This is a genomic window from Magnetovibrio sp. PR-2 (genome assembly GCF_036689815.1).
GTDB lineage: Bacteria > Pseudomonadota > Alphaproteobacteria > Rhodospirillales > Magnetovibrionaceae > Magnetovibrio.
Genome location: NZ_JBAHUR010000001.1, coordinates 325,095 through 338,690 on the forward strand (window position 1 = coordinate 325,095; position 13,596 = coordinate 338,690).

General features: G+C 55.4%; 15 protein-coding genes. 6 read left to right on the top strand and 9 right to left on the bottom strand.

Annotated elements, in window-relative coordinates:
• The first annotated feature begins 3 nt into the window (after nt 1–3).
• The 5 genes from V5T82_RS01655 to V5T82_RS01675 all read left to right on the top strand — a co-directional run bounded on the left by V5T82_RS01655 (nt 4) and on the right by V5T82_RS01675 (nt 4,992).
• Complete coding sequence (locus tag V5T82_RS01655; RefSeq protein WP_332893836.1) at nt 4–1,713, top strand: sensor domain-containing phosphodiesterase; 1,710 nt, start codon at nt 4–6, stop codon at nt 1,711–1,713.
• A 184-nt stretch (nt 1,714–1,897) separates the two neighbouring features.
• Nucleotides 1,898–2,107, top strand: a complete 210-nt coding sequence (locus V5T82_RS01660; RefSeq protein ID WP_332893837.1) for a cold-shock protein — start codon at nt 1,898–1,900, stop codon at nt 2,105–2,107.
• A gap of 78 nt (nt 2,108–2,185) precedes the next feature.
• Nucleotides 2,186–3,613, top strand: coding sequence for a DEAD/DEAH box helicase (locus V5T82_RS01665; protein ID WP_332893838.1), 1,428 nt, complete (start codon nt 2,186–2,188; stop codon nt 3,611–3,613).
• 273 nt (nt 3,614–3,886) lie between these two features.
• A complete protein-coding gene (locus tag V5T82_RS01670) occupies nt 3,887–4,366 on the top strand; it encodes a hypothetical protein (RefSeq protein ID WP_332893839.1) in 480 nt (159 codons plus the stop codon).
• Nucleotides 4,367–4,494: 128 nt separating this feature from the next.
• Nucleotides 4,495–4,992 (top strand): hypothetical protein, encoded by a 498-nt coding sequence (locus V5T82_RS01675; protein WP_332893840.1) that lies wholly within the window; start codon nt 4,495–4,497, stop codon nt 4,990–4,992.
• Nucleotides 4,993–4,997: 5 nt separating this feature from the next.
• Here V5T82_RS01675 and V5T82_RS01680 read toward each other — a convergent pair whose 3' ends face one another.
• From V5T82_RS01680 to rpmH, 9 genes are all read right to left on the bottom strand, one after another.
• Nucleotides 4,998–6,764, bottom strand: coding sequence for a sensor histidine kinase (locus tag V5T82_RS01680; protein ID WP_332893841.1), 1,767 nt, complete (start codon nt 6,762–6,764; stop codon nt 4,998–5,000).
• Between the two features lie 6 nt (nt 6,765–6,770).
• Nucleotides 6,771–7,637, bottom strand: a complete 867-nt coding sequence (gene phnD / locus V5T82_RS01685) for a phosphate/phosphite/phosphonate ABC transporter substrate-binding protein (RefSeq protein WP_332893842.1) — start codon at nt 7,635–7,637, stop codon at nt 6,771–6,773.
• A gap of 76 nt (nt 7,638–7,713) precedes the next feature.
• Nucleotides 7,714–8,160: a peptide-methionine (R)-S-oxide reductase MsrB gene (msrB, locus tag V5T82_RS01690; protein WP_332893843.1), complete on the bottom strand. Its 447-nt coding sequence runs from the start codon at nt 8,158–8,160 to the stop codon at nt 7,714–7,716.
• A 192-nt stretch (nt 8,161–8,352) separates the two neighbouring features.
• Nucleotides 8,353–9,279: an acetylglutamate kinase gene (argB, locus tag V5T82_RS01695; protein ID WP_332893844.1), complete on the bottom strand. Its 927-nt coding sequence runs from the start codon at nt 9,277–9,279 to the stop codon at nt 8,353–8,355.
• A gap of 43 nt (nt 9,280–9,322) precedes the next feature.
• On the bottom strand, nt 9,323–9,982 hold the full coding sequence (yihA, locus tag V5T82_RS01700; protein ID WP_332893845.1) for a ribosome biogenesis GTP-binding protein YihA/YsxC: 660 nt from the start codon (nt 9,980–9,982) through the stop codon (nt 9,323–9,325).
• 6 nt (nt 9,983–9,988) lie between these two features.
• Entirely contained in the window at nt 9,989–11,770 is a 1,782-nt protein-coding gene (gene yidC / locus V5T82_RS01705) for a membrane protein insertase YidC (RefSeq protein WP_332893846.1), read from the bottom strand.
• Nucleotides 11,771–11,790: 20 nt separating this feature from the next.
• On the bottom strand, nt 11,791–12,096 hold the full coding sequence (yidD, locus tag V5T82_RS01710; protein WP_332893847.1) for a membrane protein insertion efficiency factor YidD: 306 nt from the start codon (nt 12,094–12,096) through the stop codon (nt 11,791–11,793).
• Complete coding sequence (rnpA, locus tag V5T82_RS01715) at nt 12,093–12,488, bottom strand: ribonuclease P protein component (RefSeq protein WP_332893848.1); 396 nt, start codon at nt 12,486–12,488, stop codon at nt 12,093–12,095. Before rnpA ends, yidD begins: the two co-directional genes overlap by 4 nt.
• A 10-nt stretch (nt 12,489–12,498) precedes the next feature.
• Nucleotides 12,499–12,633, bottom strand: a complete 135-nt coding sequence (rpmH, locus tag V5T82_RS01720; RefSeq protein ID WP_332893849.1) for a 50S ribosomal protein L34 — start codon at nt 12,631–12,633, stop codon at nt 12,499–12,501.
• Between the two features lie 245 nt (nt 12,634–12,878).
• Between rpmH and V5T82_RS01725 the strand changes: the two genes are divergently transcribed.
• Nucleotides 12,879–13,595, top strand: a complete 717-nt coding sequence (locus tag V5T82_RS01725; RefSeq protein ID WP_332893850.1) for a TVP38/TMEM64 family protein — start codon at nt 12,879–12,881, stop codon at nt 13,593–13,595.
• Nucleotide 13,596: the final 1 nt, after the last annotated feature.

Genomic DNA, 13,596 nt, shown 5'->3' on the forward strand with positions numbered 1-13,596 from the left:
TATATGTCACACGCAGCCGCTGCAACTGCTCCGCCTCCGGCAACCAATCCGGCTGACGCGAAAACGGACCGGGATCGGTTCGTGGCGCTGGCGTTTTGCTGGGCGGATTTCCTTTTGGAAGTGGACATGGACGAAAAGATCGTGTTCGCGGGCGGACCGTGGCAAGCGATCACGGGCATGACCACCGATCAAATGCAAGGCAAGGGCTTGGATGACATTGTCTGGGCGGATGATATGGGCTTGATGCGCTCGCTCTTGGGTGTCGCGCGGCGCCAAGGGCGCATCGAAGACGTGGACATCCGCTTCAAAGGCCAACACGGTGGCGGCTTGCCGTTCGGTTTTGCCGGCTATTTTCTGGAAGACTTGGGCAGCCACTATTTCTTGGCCCTGCGCGTGGCCCGCAATACGGGTGCGGGTTTGACCCACGGGGGGGCCAAAGACACCGACAGCAATTTGTATGACGCCGACAGTTTCGCCAACGTTTTGGGCGGCAAGCTCAAAGACGGCGAAGACGACAGTCAGCTGACTTTAATCAACATGCCTGGCTTGGACGAGCTGAAGGCCCGCATGACCCCGGAACAAGCCGCCGAGCTGGACAAGGTCTTGGGCACGTATTTGCGCGCCAGTTCCGTTGACGGCGACAGTGCTGCGGAACTGGACGGTGGCAAGTTCGGCATTGTGCACGCGGATGATCTGAGCGTCGAAGAGTTGGAAAGCCAGCTGGCCGATGTCACCAAACAATTCGACCCGACATCCAAGGGCGTAGCCATCGAAGCTGCCACCATGGAGGTGGACGCCGACAACATTTCCGAAGAAGACATGGCCAACGGTTTGGTTTACGCCATCAACCGGTTTAAAGAAGGCTCTGGCCACATGAATATGAAGGATCTAACGTCGAACCTGTCGACGTTGGTGAACGAAGCGGCGGAAAAGGTCACCACCTTTAAAAACACGGTTGCCAACCGCGCGTTCAGTTTGGTCTATCACCCGATTGTCAATCTGAAGACCGGTGAAATCCATCACTACGAAGCGCTGACGCGTTTCCAAGAAGGCGTTTCACCCTTTGAAATCATCACCATGGCCGAAGAAACCGGGCTCATTCCCGAGTTCGACTTGGTTGTGGTGGAAAAAGGGTTGGAGTTCTTAAACACCATCCCGCGCAACTCGCCGATGTCCATTGCCGTCAATATTTCCGGTCAATCCGTGGCGTCGGATTGGTATGTGGAGCGGCTCCACAATTTGATGGCCGAAAATCAATGGGCCAAAGGCCGAATGGTGTTCGAAATCACCGAGTCCGCCAAAATGGAAGACTTAGAACAAGCCAACAACTTCATCCAGCGTTTACGCAAAGACGGCTATCCGGTCTGCTTGGACGATTTTGGCGCAGGCGCGGCGAGCTTTGGTTATTTGATGCGGCTCGAAGTTGATGTGGTGAAATTGGACGGCCCGGTGGTCAAAGACGCACAACGCGCGCCGCGCGGTAAGGCCCTGTTTGAAAGCATGGCGACGCTGTGCAAAAACTTAGGGATCGAGACCATCGCCGAGATGATCGACGACCAAAAAGGGCTCGATTTTGTGCGCAAATGTGGCGTCGATTATGCCCAGGGGTATTTGTTTGGCAAGCCCGACGCCAACACCAAATCCTTCAATATGGCGAAACACATCCACCTGTTCCCCAATCCGGCCTTTACCACCGGGCGCAATTGGAAGTAAGCGCGAGCCCATTTTATCTTGCCGAAACGCCACAATAAGCCTATCGTGCCAGCGCGTTACCCGTTGTCTTGAATGCCCTGCTGAACTCATCGTCCAACAAGTTCTTCCTGACGATCGCGAACGTTACCGGAGCACAGGCAAAGCGTGCCTGCGCCCACACACTAAAGTCAAAGGAACTTTGATTATGGCAAAAGGCACCGTGAAGTGGTTCAACGCCACCAAAGGTTATGGTTTTATCGAGCCGGAAGACGGCTCCAAAGATGCATTTGTGCACATCTCTGCTGTTGAAAAAGCAGGTTTGAGCGGCTTGAACGAAGGCCAAAAGGTCGAGTTTGATCTGCAAGAAGGCCGCAACGGCAAAATGGCTGCTGACAACTTGGTCGCTTTGGACTAAGAACAGACGCACATTTTCAGTGTGGGGGCGCTGGACCGACGGTCCGCGCCCCTTCACGCTTTTTTGGACATCTATTTAATGACTGATTTTAAGAGCCTCGGCCTGATCGAGGCTGTGCACAAAGCGGTGGCGAAAGTCGGCTACACCGAACCTTCGCCGATCCAAGCCCAAGCAATCCCGACCTTGTTGGAGGGGCGCGATCTGTTGGGCATCGCGCAAACGGGCACGGGTAAAACGGCGGCGTTCGTGTTGCCGATTTTGCACCGCTTGGTTAAAGCCAACATCTTACCCGCACGCAAAACACCCCGGGTTTTGATCTTGGCGCCGACCCGTGAATTGGCATTGCAGATCCAAGAAAGCATAGAAAGCTATGCAAGGTTTACCGAGGTCCGCGCCATCGTCGTGTTCGGCGGTGTGCCCATCAACAAACACATCAAGGCTTTGAACGCCGGCGCTCAGATCGTCGTGGCGACACCGGGGCGTTTGTTGGATTTGATGAACCAAGACAAGGTGCGGCTCAACAAGATCGAAACCTTGGTCTTGGACGAAGCGGATCGCATGCTCGACATGGGTTTTGTCAACGACGTCAAAAAAGTCTGCGCCGCCGTTCCTGACAAGCGCCAGACCTTGTTGTTTTCGGCGACCATGCCCGACAACGTTCAGTCTTTGGCCAACGGTTTGTTGAACAACCCGGCACGCGTTGAAGTCGCACCGCCCGCCACCACGGCGGAACGTGTGCAACAGCGCGTTCTGATGGTACCCAAAGACAAAAAACGCACGCTGCTCAGCCATATCTTTGCCGACGAGGCGTATTCTAAGGTGTTGGTCTTCACCCGCACCAAACATGGTGCGGACCGGGTCGCGCGTCATTTGGACCGGGCTGGCATCAGTTCGGGTGCGATCCACGGCGACAAGCCTCAAGGTGCGCGTCAGCGCGTGCTCAAGGGGTTTAAGGCCGGCAATCTGCGCGCGCTTGTGGCGACTGACATCGCGGCGCGCGGCATTGATGTGGATGGTGTGACGCACGTCATCAACTTCGATTTGCCCAACGAACCCGAAAGCTACGTGCACCGCATTGGGCGCACGGCGCGTGGTGGTGAACAGGGCGAAGCCATTTCATTTTGCGATGCCCAAGAACGCGGCTATCTGCGCGACATTGAAGTTGCCATTCGCCAAGCCGTGCCTTTAGACGACAGCCATATTTTCCATGCTGAAGCCATAGCCCAGCCCGACGAAGACCCGCCCAAGCGCGGACAGCGCCGCGCGGGCGGTGGACGACCGGGCGGACGGGGAGCGCCGCGCGCATCGGCCCCGAAGTCCAAAGCGAAAAAGGCCAAAGGGCATCGCCCCACCGACGGCAAGCGCCATGGTGATAAGGGCCACGGCGGACACGGTCATAGCGAAAACCAAGGGGCCAGCGCCAAAAACCACGGGGCAAAAAAGACTGGGCAGCAAAAGAAGAATGCCAAACGCGGGGCCAAACGAGCCGTCAAACGCGCACGCTAAAGTTTCTTCATAAGTATAACAATACCGCTTACGGTCACATATCCGTCACCCATACAAGTTATACACAAAATGCATCTAAAGGGGTGTGTGTCTGTGTATGCATACGCAATGTGTGCGATTTTCGCGGATACAAACTCATGATAGTTGGTATAGCTGACGATATGACCAATCCATGGGTTGTATAGGTGGGAGACGCATGGGGCGCGTCATTCGGGGAGTTTTTGCTGGGCGTTTCAGGCTGGGGGCTTGGACGGAAAAGAAGAGGTTACCCATATGACCAAAGCTACAGACGTGACGTTTATCAAACCGCCGACCACGGTTCAGGACAAGGTTCTGACAGATGACGGTGTTCGACCGAATTTTGACGCTGCAGCAGACGTGATCGAAGATCTTGGCCGTGATTTCGTGCGGCGTCTGCCCCAAAACATCTTCGTCATTGAACAAGACCTCGCAAAACTCAAAGAAGACGAATCCAGCACCGTTTTGCGCGCCGTCTTGTTTCGTCGGGTGCATGATTTAAAGGGCCAAGCCGGGACCTACGATTATTGGCTGATCACCGTGATCAGCAATGAACTGTGCCGTTTTATTGAACACTCCCAGGTGATGACGCCGCGCCATTTTAAACTGATGCACTATCACGTTGAAGCGATGAAAATGGTCTTTACCAAGCGCATGACCGGCAAGAATCCGGATGGTGGGCAGCGCATGATCAATACCTTGCACACCATGGCCGCCAAGGTCATGCAAGACTGAACACGCCCTCCCGCACCATTTGTGTGGGCATCCCATTCTTTTGCACCAGAGCAAGGAGTCATAACCTTGTGTGGAGTATGGTAATATTCACTCTGGAGATTAGGCCAGAGTACGAAGAGGTGGCCACAATGGGAAAATCTGAAGGCGTTCAATTCATCACGCCACCGAACAAGCTGCAAGACAAGGTCTTGAAAATAGACGAGGAAATTACGGAGCCAGACTTCGACGCCTTGGACGACATTGTTCAACAGCTTGGTCAAGAGTTTGTGCGCCGCTTACCCGAAGAGTTGAAAGCCATTGGGCAAGAACTTGAAAGCTTGAAGGCGGAGCCCACCAACTCAGCGAGACGCGCTGTGTTGTTTCGCCGCGTCCATGATTTAAAAGGCCAAGCTGGGACTTATGATTATTGGCTGATTACGGTGGTCGGTAACGATTTGTGCCGCTTTATCGAACACGCTGAAACCATCGCCCCTGTGCACCTTCAAGTCATGGAGTACCACGTGCAAGCCATGACCCGCGTGATGCGCGACAAAATGACCGGGAAGGCGCCTGCGGGTGCGCAGAAGATGGTCGATACGCTCCATGACATGGTTGGCAAAGTCTTGAAGCAGGCGGCCACACCCTAAATGCGTTAAGCGTTTGCAGCTTCGTCTTGGCTTAAGACGCGGGCAGCGGGGAAGCGCATGTTGATTTGTGTGCCTTGACCCGGTTCACTGCTGATTTCAAAAACCCCGTCGTGCAGCTCGATCAAGCCCTTGGTCAACGGCAAGCCCAGGCCTGTGCCTTCGTGTTTGCGTGCGAGGGAGGAATCGACTTGGCCGAATTTATCCATGGCCTTGGCAAGCTCTTTGTCGCTCATGCCAATGCCGGAATCAACAATGGAAACCACCATATCCCCACTTTCGGTAACTTTTGCATGGCAAGATATGTTTCCGTCTTCTGGGGTGAATTTCACCGCATTGCACAAAAGATTGATGAACACTTGTTTCAAACGCAACGGGTCGGCGTAAAGCCGGGGCAAGCTGGCATTGTCGATGCCGCGGATGTCGACGGCTTCGCTGACGGCCCGGTTGGTGACAATTTGCAATGACGTGTCGCAGATTTCGCGGATATCGACCTCTTCTTCGCGCAGCTTCAGTTTGCCCGCTTCGATGGCCGTGACGTCCAAGATGTCGTTGATCAGCTCCAAAAGGTGCGAGCCGGACGAATGGATGAAGCTGATGTATTCCTTGTATTGCGGATTGTCGATGGGTCCGAAGAACTCGTGCTTGATGGTGTCGGCAAAGCCGATGATGGCGTTCAACGGTGTGCGCAGCTCGTGGCTCATGTTGGCGAGCAACTCGGTCTTGGCGTTGTTGGCCATTTCCGCTGCGCGACGGGCGTCATGCATGGCTTCTTCGGCCATTTTGCGTTCCGAGATGTTTTCATGCAGTGCTGCAAAATGAGAAATCTCGCCGTGTTCGTTGCGAATGGGGGAAATGTGCACGCTGGCCCAAAAATCTGACCCGTCTTTGCACACGTCTTTGATCTCGCTCGACCAATCGTGTCCGGCCAAAATCGTTTCCCACAATTGTTGATGAACTTCGGGCGGTGTGTCGGGGGATCTCAGCAAGCTGGGCTTTTGGCCGACGGCTTCGGCGGCACTGTAACCCGTGACCTCTTCGAACTTGGGGTTTACGTATTCGATGGTGCCTTCGGTGTCGGTGATGAATACGATAATCGGGCTTTGGTCGACGATGCGCACCAGTTTGCGCAAAGACAGCTCGGCCTTTTTGCGGATATCGACCTCGGTGGACAGGGACTGCGTGCGCTCTGCGACTTGTTGTTCCAAGTTGTCCTTGGCGGTGCGCAAGGCTTTGGTCTGATGGGCGATTTCTTGTTCCATGGGTTTGATCATCCAGTGGAACAAAATGAACCATAAAATGGCGCTCAACAGGGCAATGATCAGCAGCGTCAAATACAACAAATTGCGGCTGAGTTGGGTGAGGGTTTGTGCCAACCCTTTTGCATTGTGCGTCAAGGTGATGGTCAGTGTGCGCGGTCCATATTGAAACGATTTCGATTTTTCATGCACGGCTTGGGCGTCTTCTTCAGCAGCGTATGAAAAAAAGGTGCGCCCATTGTCCATAACCACGCGTAACGCAGCGACATCGTGATGATTGATGGGCCATTCTGCGAGGACCCGGCGTCCTTCGGAATAGTCGTTGCGCAACATGGCATCGCTCAACACACCGCCCAGAAGTTCCAGCTCGGTATGGGTCGCTTCTTCAATCTCACCTAGCAACAGGTCTTTTTGCTGCTCAAAGACCTTGAGGCTGGCTAACGACACAACAGCACTCAGCAAGCCGATCATGACGGCGAAGACGAAGCGATTTTGCCTGTGCAGGTTGGTGATCATTGTGTTTTACGGTTCCAGGACGGGCAGGACTTCCTTCAAAATGGTGCGGTGAAGATCGTAGTCGCTGTCTTGAACGGGAACGAAGCCGGTGAGCGTTGGACCGATGGCGGCCAAGATCTCTTTGCCTTCGGGTTCGGTTTTTAAATCCTGAAGCGCCTTGGCGATTTTGGTTTTGAGGTTAGCTTCCATGTTGGCGCGCGTCACAAACACGTGGGTGGATAAATCGGGCGAATAGGCCAGCACCCGAACGGGGTTGGCTTTGTGTTCGTTAAAGACTTCTTCGGCGACGGCCCCGGCGTCAAAGTCGCCGATCTCAACCCCCAATACGACATTGGAGTGATTGCGCAGGTGCTTGTAACTGGCCAACTGATCCAAACCCGCCCCCGCTTGCATCAGCATGTACAGCGGAACTTGGGTGCTGAGCGTCGATTTGGCACTGCCGAACGCCATGGTTTTGCCTTTCAGCGCGGCCAAGTCTTTGAGCGGGCTGTCTTTGTAAACAAAGATCACCGCGCGAAAGGTCGGCTTACCGTCGAATTCATAGCGCGCCAACAAGGGCTTCACACCGTATTTCTCAGCGATGACGACATAGGGACTGCCGCCCAAAAACGAAATGTCGAGCTGGTCTTCGCCCGTGGCGGCGATGTGATCGCCATAGTTTTTGGCGACCTGGATGTTGACGTCACGGCCCAGTTTAGTTGATAGATAGCTTGCTAAGGGCGTGTATTTTTCCACCAACAACTCGGCGTTAAGGTAAGGCATAAAGCCCAAGCTCAGCGGTTTTTTGGTATCAGCGGCGTTCACTTCGGAAAGGCTCGCAAGCCCGGCCCAAAGCACAAAACTTAAGGCCAAAGCCTTTTGGTACACACTCATTTAGACCCCCTCAGTCTTTTGTCCTACGAATATTAGGGCTATTCCTGCGGGGTTACAAGTGTGTTGAGAACCGCTCTTAGCTAGCCGCGATCATGTCGATGTACGCACCGTAGCCTTCGCCTTCCATGTCCTCCAGCGCAATGAAGCGCAATGACGCAGAATTGATGCAGTAGCGCAAACCGCCCAGGGCGCGCGGCCCGTCGGTGAACACATGGCCCAAGTGGCTGTCTGCGTGGGTGGAGCGCACCTCAACCCGGCTCATGGCGTGGGAGAAATCCTGCAGCTCTTGAATATGCTTGGGCTCTAAGGGTTTGGCAAAGCTTGGCCAGCCACACCCGGAGTTGAATTTATCAATGGACGAAAACAACGGTTCGCCGGAAACGATGTCGACATAGATGCCGGGACGCTTGTTGTCGAGGTATTCACCCGAGCCCGGCGCCTCCGTCCCGCTCTTTTGTGTCACACGGTATTGTTCTTCGGTGAGCTTTGCAATGGCGTCGGGGTTTTTGGTGTAGGTGGGCATGGGTGGGGCTCCGTTGTCTGTGTAGAGATATGGGAACCTCAGTCCCAAATTCCTAGCCCCCGACTTACCCCCTCTCCCTCAAGGGAGAGGGGGGGAGGGTGAGGGGGGGCAACGCAAACAACCACCCAGCCGAAAAGAAAAAGCCCGGCTCAATCCCATGAGCCGGGCTTTTAGATTTGCGATCAGGCGCGGTTAGTCCCGCGTAATCAACGTCCCTGCACCATGCTTGGTGAACAGTTCCAGCAGCAATGCGTGCGGGATGCGGCCGTCGATGATGACGGCGGCTTCGACGCCTTCGTCGATGGCGTTGAGGCACGTTTCCACCTTGGGGATCATGCCGCCTTTGATGACACCTTGTTCGATCAGTTCGCGCGCATGCATGGCGGTCATGCGTTCAATCAGCTTGCCGTTTTGATCCAGCACACCTTTGATGTCGGTTAACATCAACAAACGTTTGGCGACCATGGCCCCGGCGATGGCACCCGCAGCGGTGTCGGCGTTGATGTTGTAGGTCTCACCTTCGTCGCCCACACCGATGGGGGCGATCACCGGGGTGATGTCGCTTTCGTCGAAGTTGTCCAGCACGTGGGTGGTGATGGATTTGGGTTCCCCAACCAAGCCGAGGTCGATGACCTGTTCGATGCTGCTGTCAGGGTCTTTCACCGTGCGGTGCAGTTTTTCCGCGCGGATCAAGTTGCCGTCTTTGCCGGACAGACCCACGGCGAAGCCGCCCGCGCCGTTGATCTCGGTCACGATTTGTTTGTTGATGGAGCCCGCCAAGACCATTTCCACCACGTCCACGGTGGCTTTGTCGGTGACGCGCAGGCCTTGGATGAACTCGCTTTCGATTTTGAGCTTGTCCAGCATGGCCGCGATTTGCGGACCACCGCCGTGCACCACGATGGGGTTGGCGCTGACTTGGCGCAGCAAAACGATGTCGCGCGCAAACAGCTTGGCCAATTCCGGATCGCCCATGGCGTTGCCGCCGTATTTCACCACGAGGGTTTCACCCGCGTAACGGCGCATGTAGGGCAGGGCCTCCGACAGGGTCTTGGCTTGCTTGAGCCAAGCTTCGGGCGGGGCCTCGGGATCGATTTTCATTTTTGCTTCGTCTGCCATAATGCGCTCAAATTATCTCAAATAGAGTTTCTATACCAGGGTCTTAGACAGCCATGCGCGCCAAGTCCGCGCGCAGCTCTTCAATGCCGATTTTTTTGGCCGAGCTGGTGGCGCGGATCACGGGGTGAGACGCCACGTGTTTGGAGAGCTCTGCCTGGACTTTGGTTTTCAGTTTTTCCAGCTCACCGGCTTTGACCTTGTCGATTTTGGTCAGCACGATCTGATAAGACACCGCTGCCGTGTCGAGCATTTTGAAAATGTCGCGGTCCACGTCTTTGATGCCGTGGCGGCTGTCGATTAGCACCAACACGCGCATCAACTGAGCACGGCCTTTGAGGTAGCTGTTGACCAAACGCGTCCACTTTTTGACTTCGTCTTTGGGTGCTTTGGCGTAACCGTAGCCGGGCAGGTCGGCCATCAACATGCGCCCGGCCAAATCGAAGAAGTTCACCTGCTGCGTGCGGCCCGGGGTGTGGGACATGCGCGCCAAGGACTTGCGCCCCGTCAGCGCGTTCACCAGCGACGACTTGCCGACGTTGGAGCGCCCGGCAAAGGCGATTTCGGGAAGCGTCGTGTCGGGGATTTGGTTGAGGCCCGCCGCACCCAACACGAACGTGCACTCGCCCGCGAAGACCTTGCGGCCTTGCTCCAGCTCGTCTTGCGAAAAGCTGTCTTCAACGGGGAGCGGTGCGATATCGCTCATGACAAATCAGCCGCCGACTTTCACGCCCATGCGGCGCATGATCACCCATTGCTGCAAGATCGACAGGGCGTTGTTCCAGGCCCAGTAGATCACCAAACCAGCAGAGAATTGCGCCAGCATGAAGGTGAAGATGAACGGCAGATACATGAAGATCTTGGCCTGAACCGGATCGGTCGGTGCGGGGTTCAGCTTTTGCTGCATGTACATGGTCAGGCCCATGATGATCGGCCACACGCCGATGTCAAAGGGCGACAGCATCACCGGAACGTCCCAGGGGAAGAAACCAAAGCCGGTCAAAATGGTGGCCGGGTCTTTCGCGGACAAATCCTGAATCCAGCCAAAGAACGGTGCATGGCGCATTTCGATGGTGACCAACAGCACTTTATATAAAGCAAAGAAGATCGGGATTTGCACCAAGATCGGCAAACAGCCCGCTGCCGGGTTGGCTTTTTCTTTTTTGTAGAGCGCCATCATTTCTTGGTTCAGGCGCATCTTGTCGTCTTTGAAGCGTTCCTGCATCTTTTTGATTTCAGGCTGCAGCTTCTTCATTTTGCTCATGGCGGTGTAGGACTTGTTCGCCAGCGGGAACAAAACCAACTTGATCGCCACGGTCAGCAGCAAGATCGCCACACCGAAGTTGCCCAACACGCCATGCAGCCAGTGCAAAGCATGGAAGATCGGCTTGGTGAGGAAGTAGAACATGCCGAAATCGACGGCCAAATCGAAGTTTACGATGCCGTGTTCTTGGGCATATTGATCCAACAAGGTCACACGTTTGGCGCCTGCGAAGAAATGCGTGGTGGCTTCAGCCGTTTGACCCGGGGCGACGGCGAATTGCTGGCCGACGAAGTCTGTTTGGTATTTTTGGATCATGCCCGTTTGGGTATAGAACATACGGGTGTTGACCGTTTGTTTTTGGTCCGGAACCAACGCGGTGAGCCAGTATTTGTCGGTAAACCCGATCCAACCGCCGGTGGTTTGGTTGCGGATGCCGCCGGTGGTCGTCAGGGTGCCGTCGTCGACAAGATCGTCGTAATCGAATTCTTCCAACACGCCTTCGAACACGCCCAAAGGACCTTCGTGCAGGATATACAGGCCCGAAACTTCCGGCGTGCCCCAGCGGGTCACCAGGCCGTAGGGGCTCATGGTCACCGCTTCGCCAGAATTGTTTTCAACGCGCTGGGTGATGGTAAACATGTAGTCTTTGTCGATGGCGATGGTGCGCTTGAAGGTCAAGCCTTCGCCGTTGTTCCAGCTCAGCGTTACGGGGTTGGCCGGATCCAAAACGGTGCGATCCGCAGTCCATTCGGACTCATTGTTCGGCGTTTTGATGTTGGTGCCCACCCAACCGTATTCGGCGTAGTAGCTGTCCATGGTGCCGCGCGGTGTCAGCAAGCGGATTTTCGCACTGCCTTCGTCCAAGGTCTCGTTGTAAGTGTTCAAGATCAAGTCGTCGATGCGCCCACCCTTGAGCGCGATGGAGCCGGTGACGCTGGGGGACGTGATGGAAACACGCGCGCCTTGTTTGACCAGTTCTTCAGCCGTGTTCAGCTTGTCCATCAGCTGCATATCCGCACCGGCCATGGTGCCGGCTTGGCCCGTGGTTTGGGCAGCTTGTGGTGTGGCGGACGGCATTTGGGGCGCGGTGGGCAAAGCCGGGTCTTGGCCGACGGTTTGTTGCGTCTGCTCTGCCGTGGTTTGCACGGGCTTGGACGGGAAGATCAGCTCGAACCCAAACAAGATCGCGACGGAAAGCACGACGGCCAAAATCAGATTGCGGTTATCCATGATGTCTTTTTATCCCCAATTCAGACGTTTGCGTCTGGAGCACACCCACAAGAGCTGTGCGTATGCGTATGGTGTGTCTGTTTGTGATGGTCTTGATGTTCAGGCGTGCCGGGAACGGGGTCGTAACCGCCGTCGTTCCACGGATGGCACCGGCCAATACGTTTTAGCCCCATCCAGGCGCCTTTCAGCGCGCCGTGGGTCTCAATCGCTTGCAGTGTGTAGCTGGAGCACGTGGGATAGTAGCGGCAGCTCGCCGGCAAAACCGGGGAGATCACCAACTGATAGCCCTTGACCAAGGCACGTAGGATATACGCGACGGGGTTCATGTGCTCTCTTCTCCTTTGACGCTCACTCCGGTTTTATCCAGAGCTTTGATCAAATCCCCGGCCAACTTGGTGTAGGCCCGGGTCAGTGTTGCGCGTCGTCCAATGATCACCAGATCAAAGCCCGCTTGCGCGTGGGTGGGCATAATATCTGCAACAAGGGCCCGAAGTCTCCGCTTGGCGCGGTTGCGTTCGACTGAATTGCCGACCTTTTTGCTCACCGTAAACCCCACACGCAAAAAGCCATCCGTGCGGTTCGCCCCTTCCACAGGGTGGCCGTTCGCAGGGTGGCTTTTGACCTGGAGGATTAGCCCAGGTGTCGCCCACTTCTTGCGCGTCGCAGCAACCCGAAGAAATTCGGGACGCTTTTTCAGACGCTCAATCCGGGGCTGCATGTCTCCGGGATTAAGCGGACAGGCGTTTGCGGCCTTTGGCGCGACGAGCGGCCAAGATGCGCTTGCCACCGACGCTCGACATGCGGGCGCGGAAGCCGTGACGGCGTTTGCGGATCAGTTTGCTCGGTTGATACGTGCGTTTCACGTGTCTTCTCCGTTATCTAAAATTCAAGGTGCGTTGTATATGGGCTCACAGGCCGGAAGTCAACGCAAACCGTGGCTTTTTTCCGGGTTTTTTTCCACCCATTCCAGGGATTTGGCTAAGCTTGGCTGGTAAACTGGGCCGCTAGAGCCGATATTTGTAACCAATGGGGAAACTTGATCGAATGTACTTTTAGCCAAATCGTCGCTGAAAAGGAATTCGACACCGTGAATAGTTTAGAAAAAACAATGCCTAAGCAAACACCATCTCAACTGATGCGCTTCTTGCCGATCACCGTCGTGGCGGCGGGATTGGTGTTGTTTTTTGCCCAGGGCTGGCATGAATACCTCAGCTTCGAAGCCTTGTCCCGCCACCGCACGGATTTGGTTGGGTTTGCCCAAGACAATGCCCTTGGCGCCGTTTTGGTTTACGTCGGGCTTTATATCGTGGTGACGGGGTTTTCACTGCCGGGCGGGGTGTGGCTGACATTGGCCGGTGGTTTTGTGTTCGGTGGCTGGCTTGGCGGGCTGTACACGGTGGTGGGGGCGACGGTCGGTGCCACGGCGATTTTCTTGGCCGCGCGCTATGCCTTTGCCGATCTGTTTCGCGCCAAAGCGGGCGAGAATCTCAAGCGCATGGAAGACGGCTTTCAGAAAAATGCGTTTCACTATTTGATGTTTTTGCGCCTGGTTCCGGCGTTTCCGTTCTGGCTGGTGAATTTGGTTCCGGCGTTGTTGGATGTGAAACTGTCCACATACGTCACGGCGACGTTTTTGGGCATCATTCCCGGCACCTTCGTGTTTGCGTTTGTGGGTGCGGGGCTGGGATCGGTCTTTGAAAGCGGGGCCGAGCCCGATTTGGGGCTGATTTTTGAACCCCAAGTGTTGTTGCCCATTTTGGCCTTGGCAGGATTGTCGGTGGTGCCCGTGTTGCACCGTAAATTTAAGTCTCAAAATAAGGATTGAT

Coding starts and splice junctions, on each gene's coding strand:
- V5T82_RS01655 (WP_332893836.1), top strand. CDS start 4: ATGTCACACGCAGCCGCTGCAACTGCTCCGCCTCCGGCAACCAATCCG.
- V5T82_RS01660 (WP_332893837.1), top strand. CDS start 1,898: ATGGCAAAAGGCACCGTGAAGTGGTTCAACGCCACCAAAGGTTATGGT.
- V5T82_RS01665 (WP_332893838.1), top strand. CDS start 2,186: ATGACTGATTTTAAGAGCCTCGGCCTGATCGAGGCTGTGCACAAAGCG.
- V5T82_RS01670 (WP_332893839.1), top strand. CDS start 3,887: ATGACCAAAGCTACAGACGTGACGTTTATCAAACCGCCGACCACGGTT.
- V5T82_RS01675 (WP_332893840.1), top strand. CDS start 4,495: ATGGGAAAATCTGAAGGCGTTCAATTCATCACGCCACCGAACAAGCTG.
- V5T82_RS01680 (WP_332893841.1), bottom strand. CDS start 6,764: ATGATCACCAACCTGCACAGGCAAAATCGCTTCGTCTTCGCCGTCATG.
- phnD (WP_332893842.1), bottom strand. CDS start 7,637: ATGAGTGTGTACCAAAAGGCTTTGGCCTTAAGTTTTGTGCTTTGGGCC.
- msrB (WP_332893843.1), bottom strand. CDS start 8,160: ATGCCCACCTACACCAAAAACCCCGACGCCATTGCAAAGCTCACCGAA.
- argB (WP_332893844.1), bottom strand. CDS start 9,279: ATGGCAGACGAAGCAAAAATGAAAATCGATCCCGAGGCCCCGCCCGAA.
- yihA (WP_332893845.1), bottom strand. CDS start 9,982: ATGAGCGATATCGCACCGCTCCCCGTTGAAGACAGCTTTTCGCAAGAC.
- yidC (WP_332893846.1), bottom strand. CDS start 11,770: ATGGATAACCGCAATCTGATTTTGGCCGTCGTGCTTTCCGTCGCGATC.
- yidD (WP_332893847.1), bottom strand. CDS start 12,096: ATGAACCCCGTCGCGTATATCCTACGTGCCTTGGTCAAGGGCTATCAG.
- rnpA (WP_332893848.1), bottom strand. CDS start 12,488: ATGCAGCCCCGGATTGAGCGTCTGAAAAAGCGTCCCGAATTTCTTCGG.
- V5T82_RS01725 (WP_332893850.1), top strand. CDS start 12,879: ATGCCTAAGCAAACACCATCTCAACTGATGCGCTTCTTGCCGATCACC.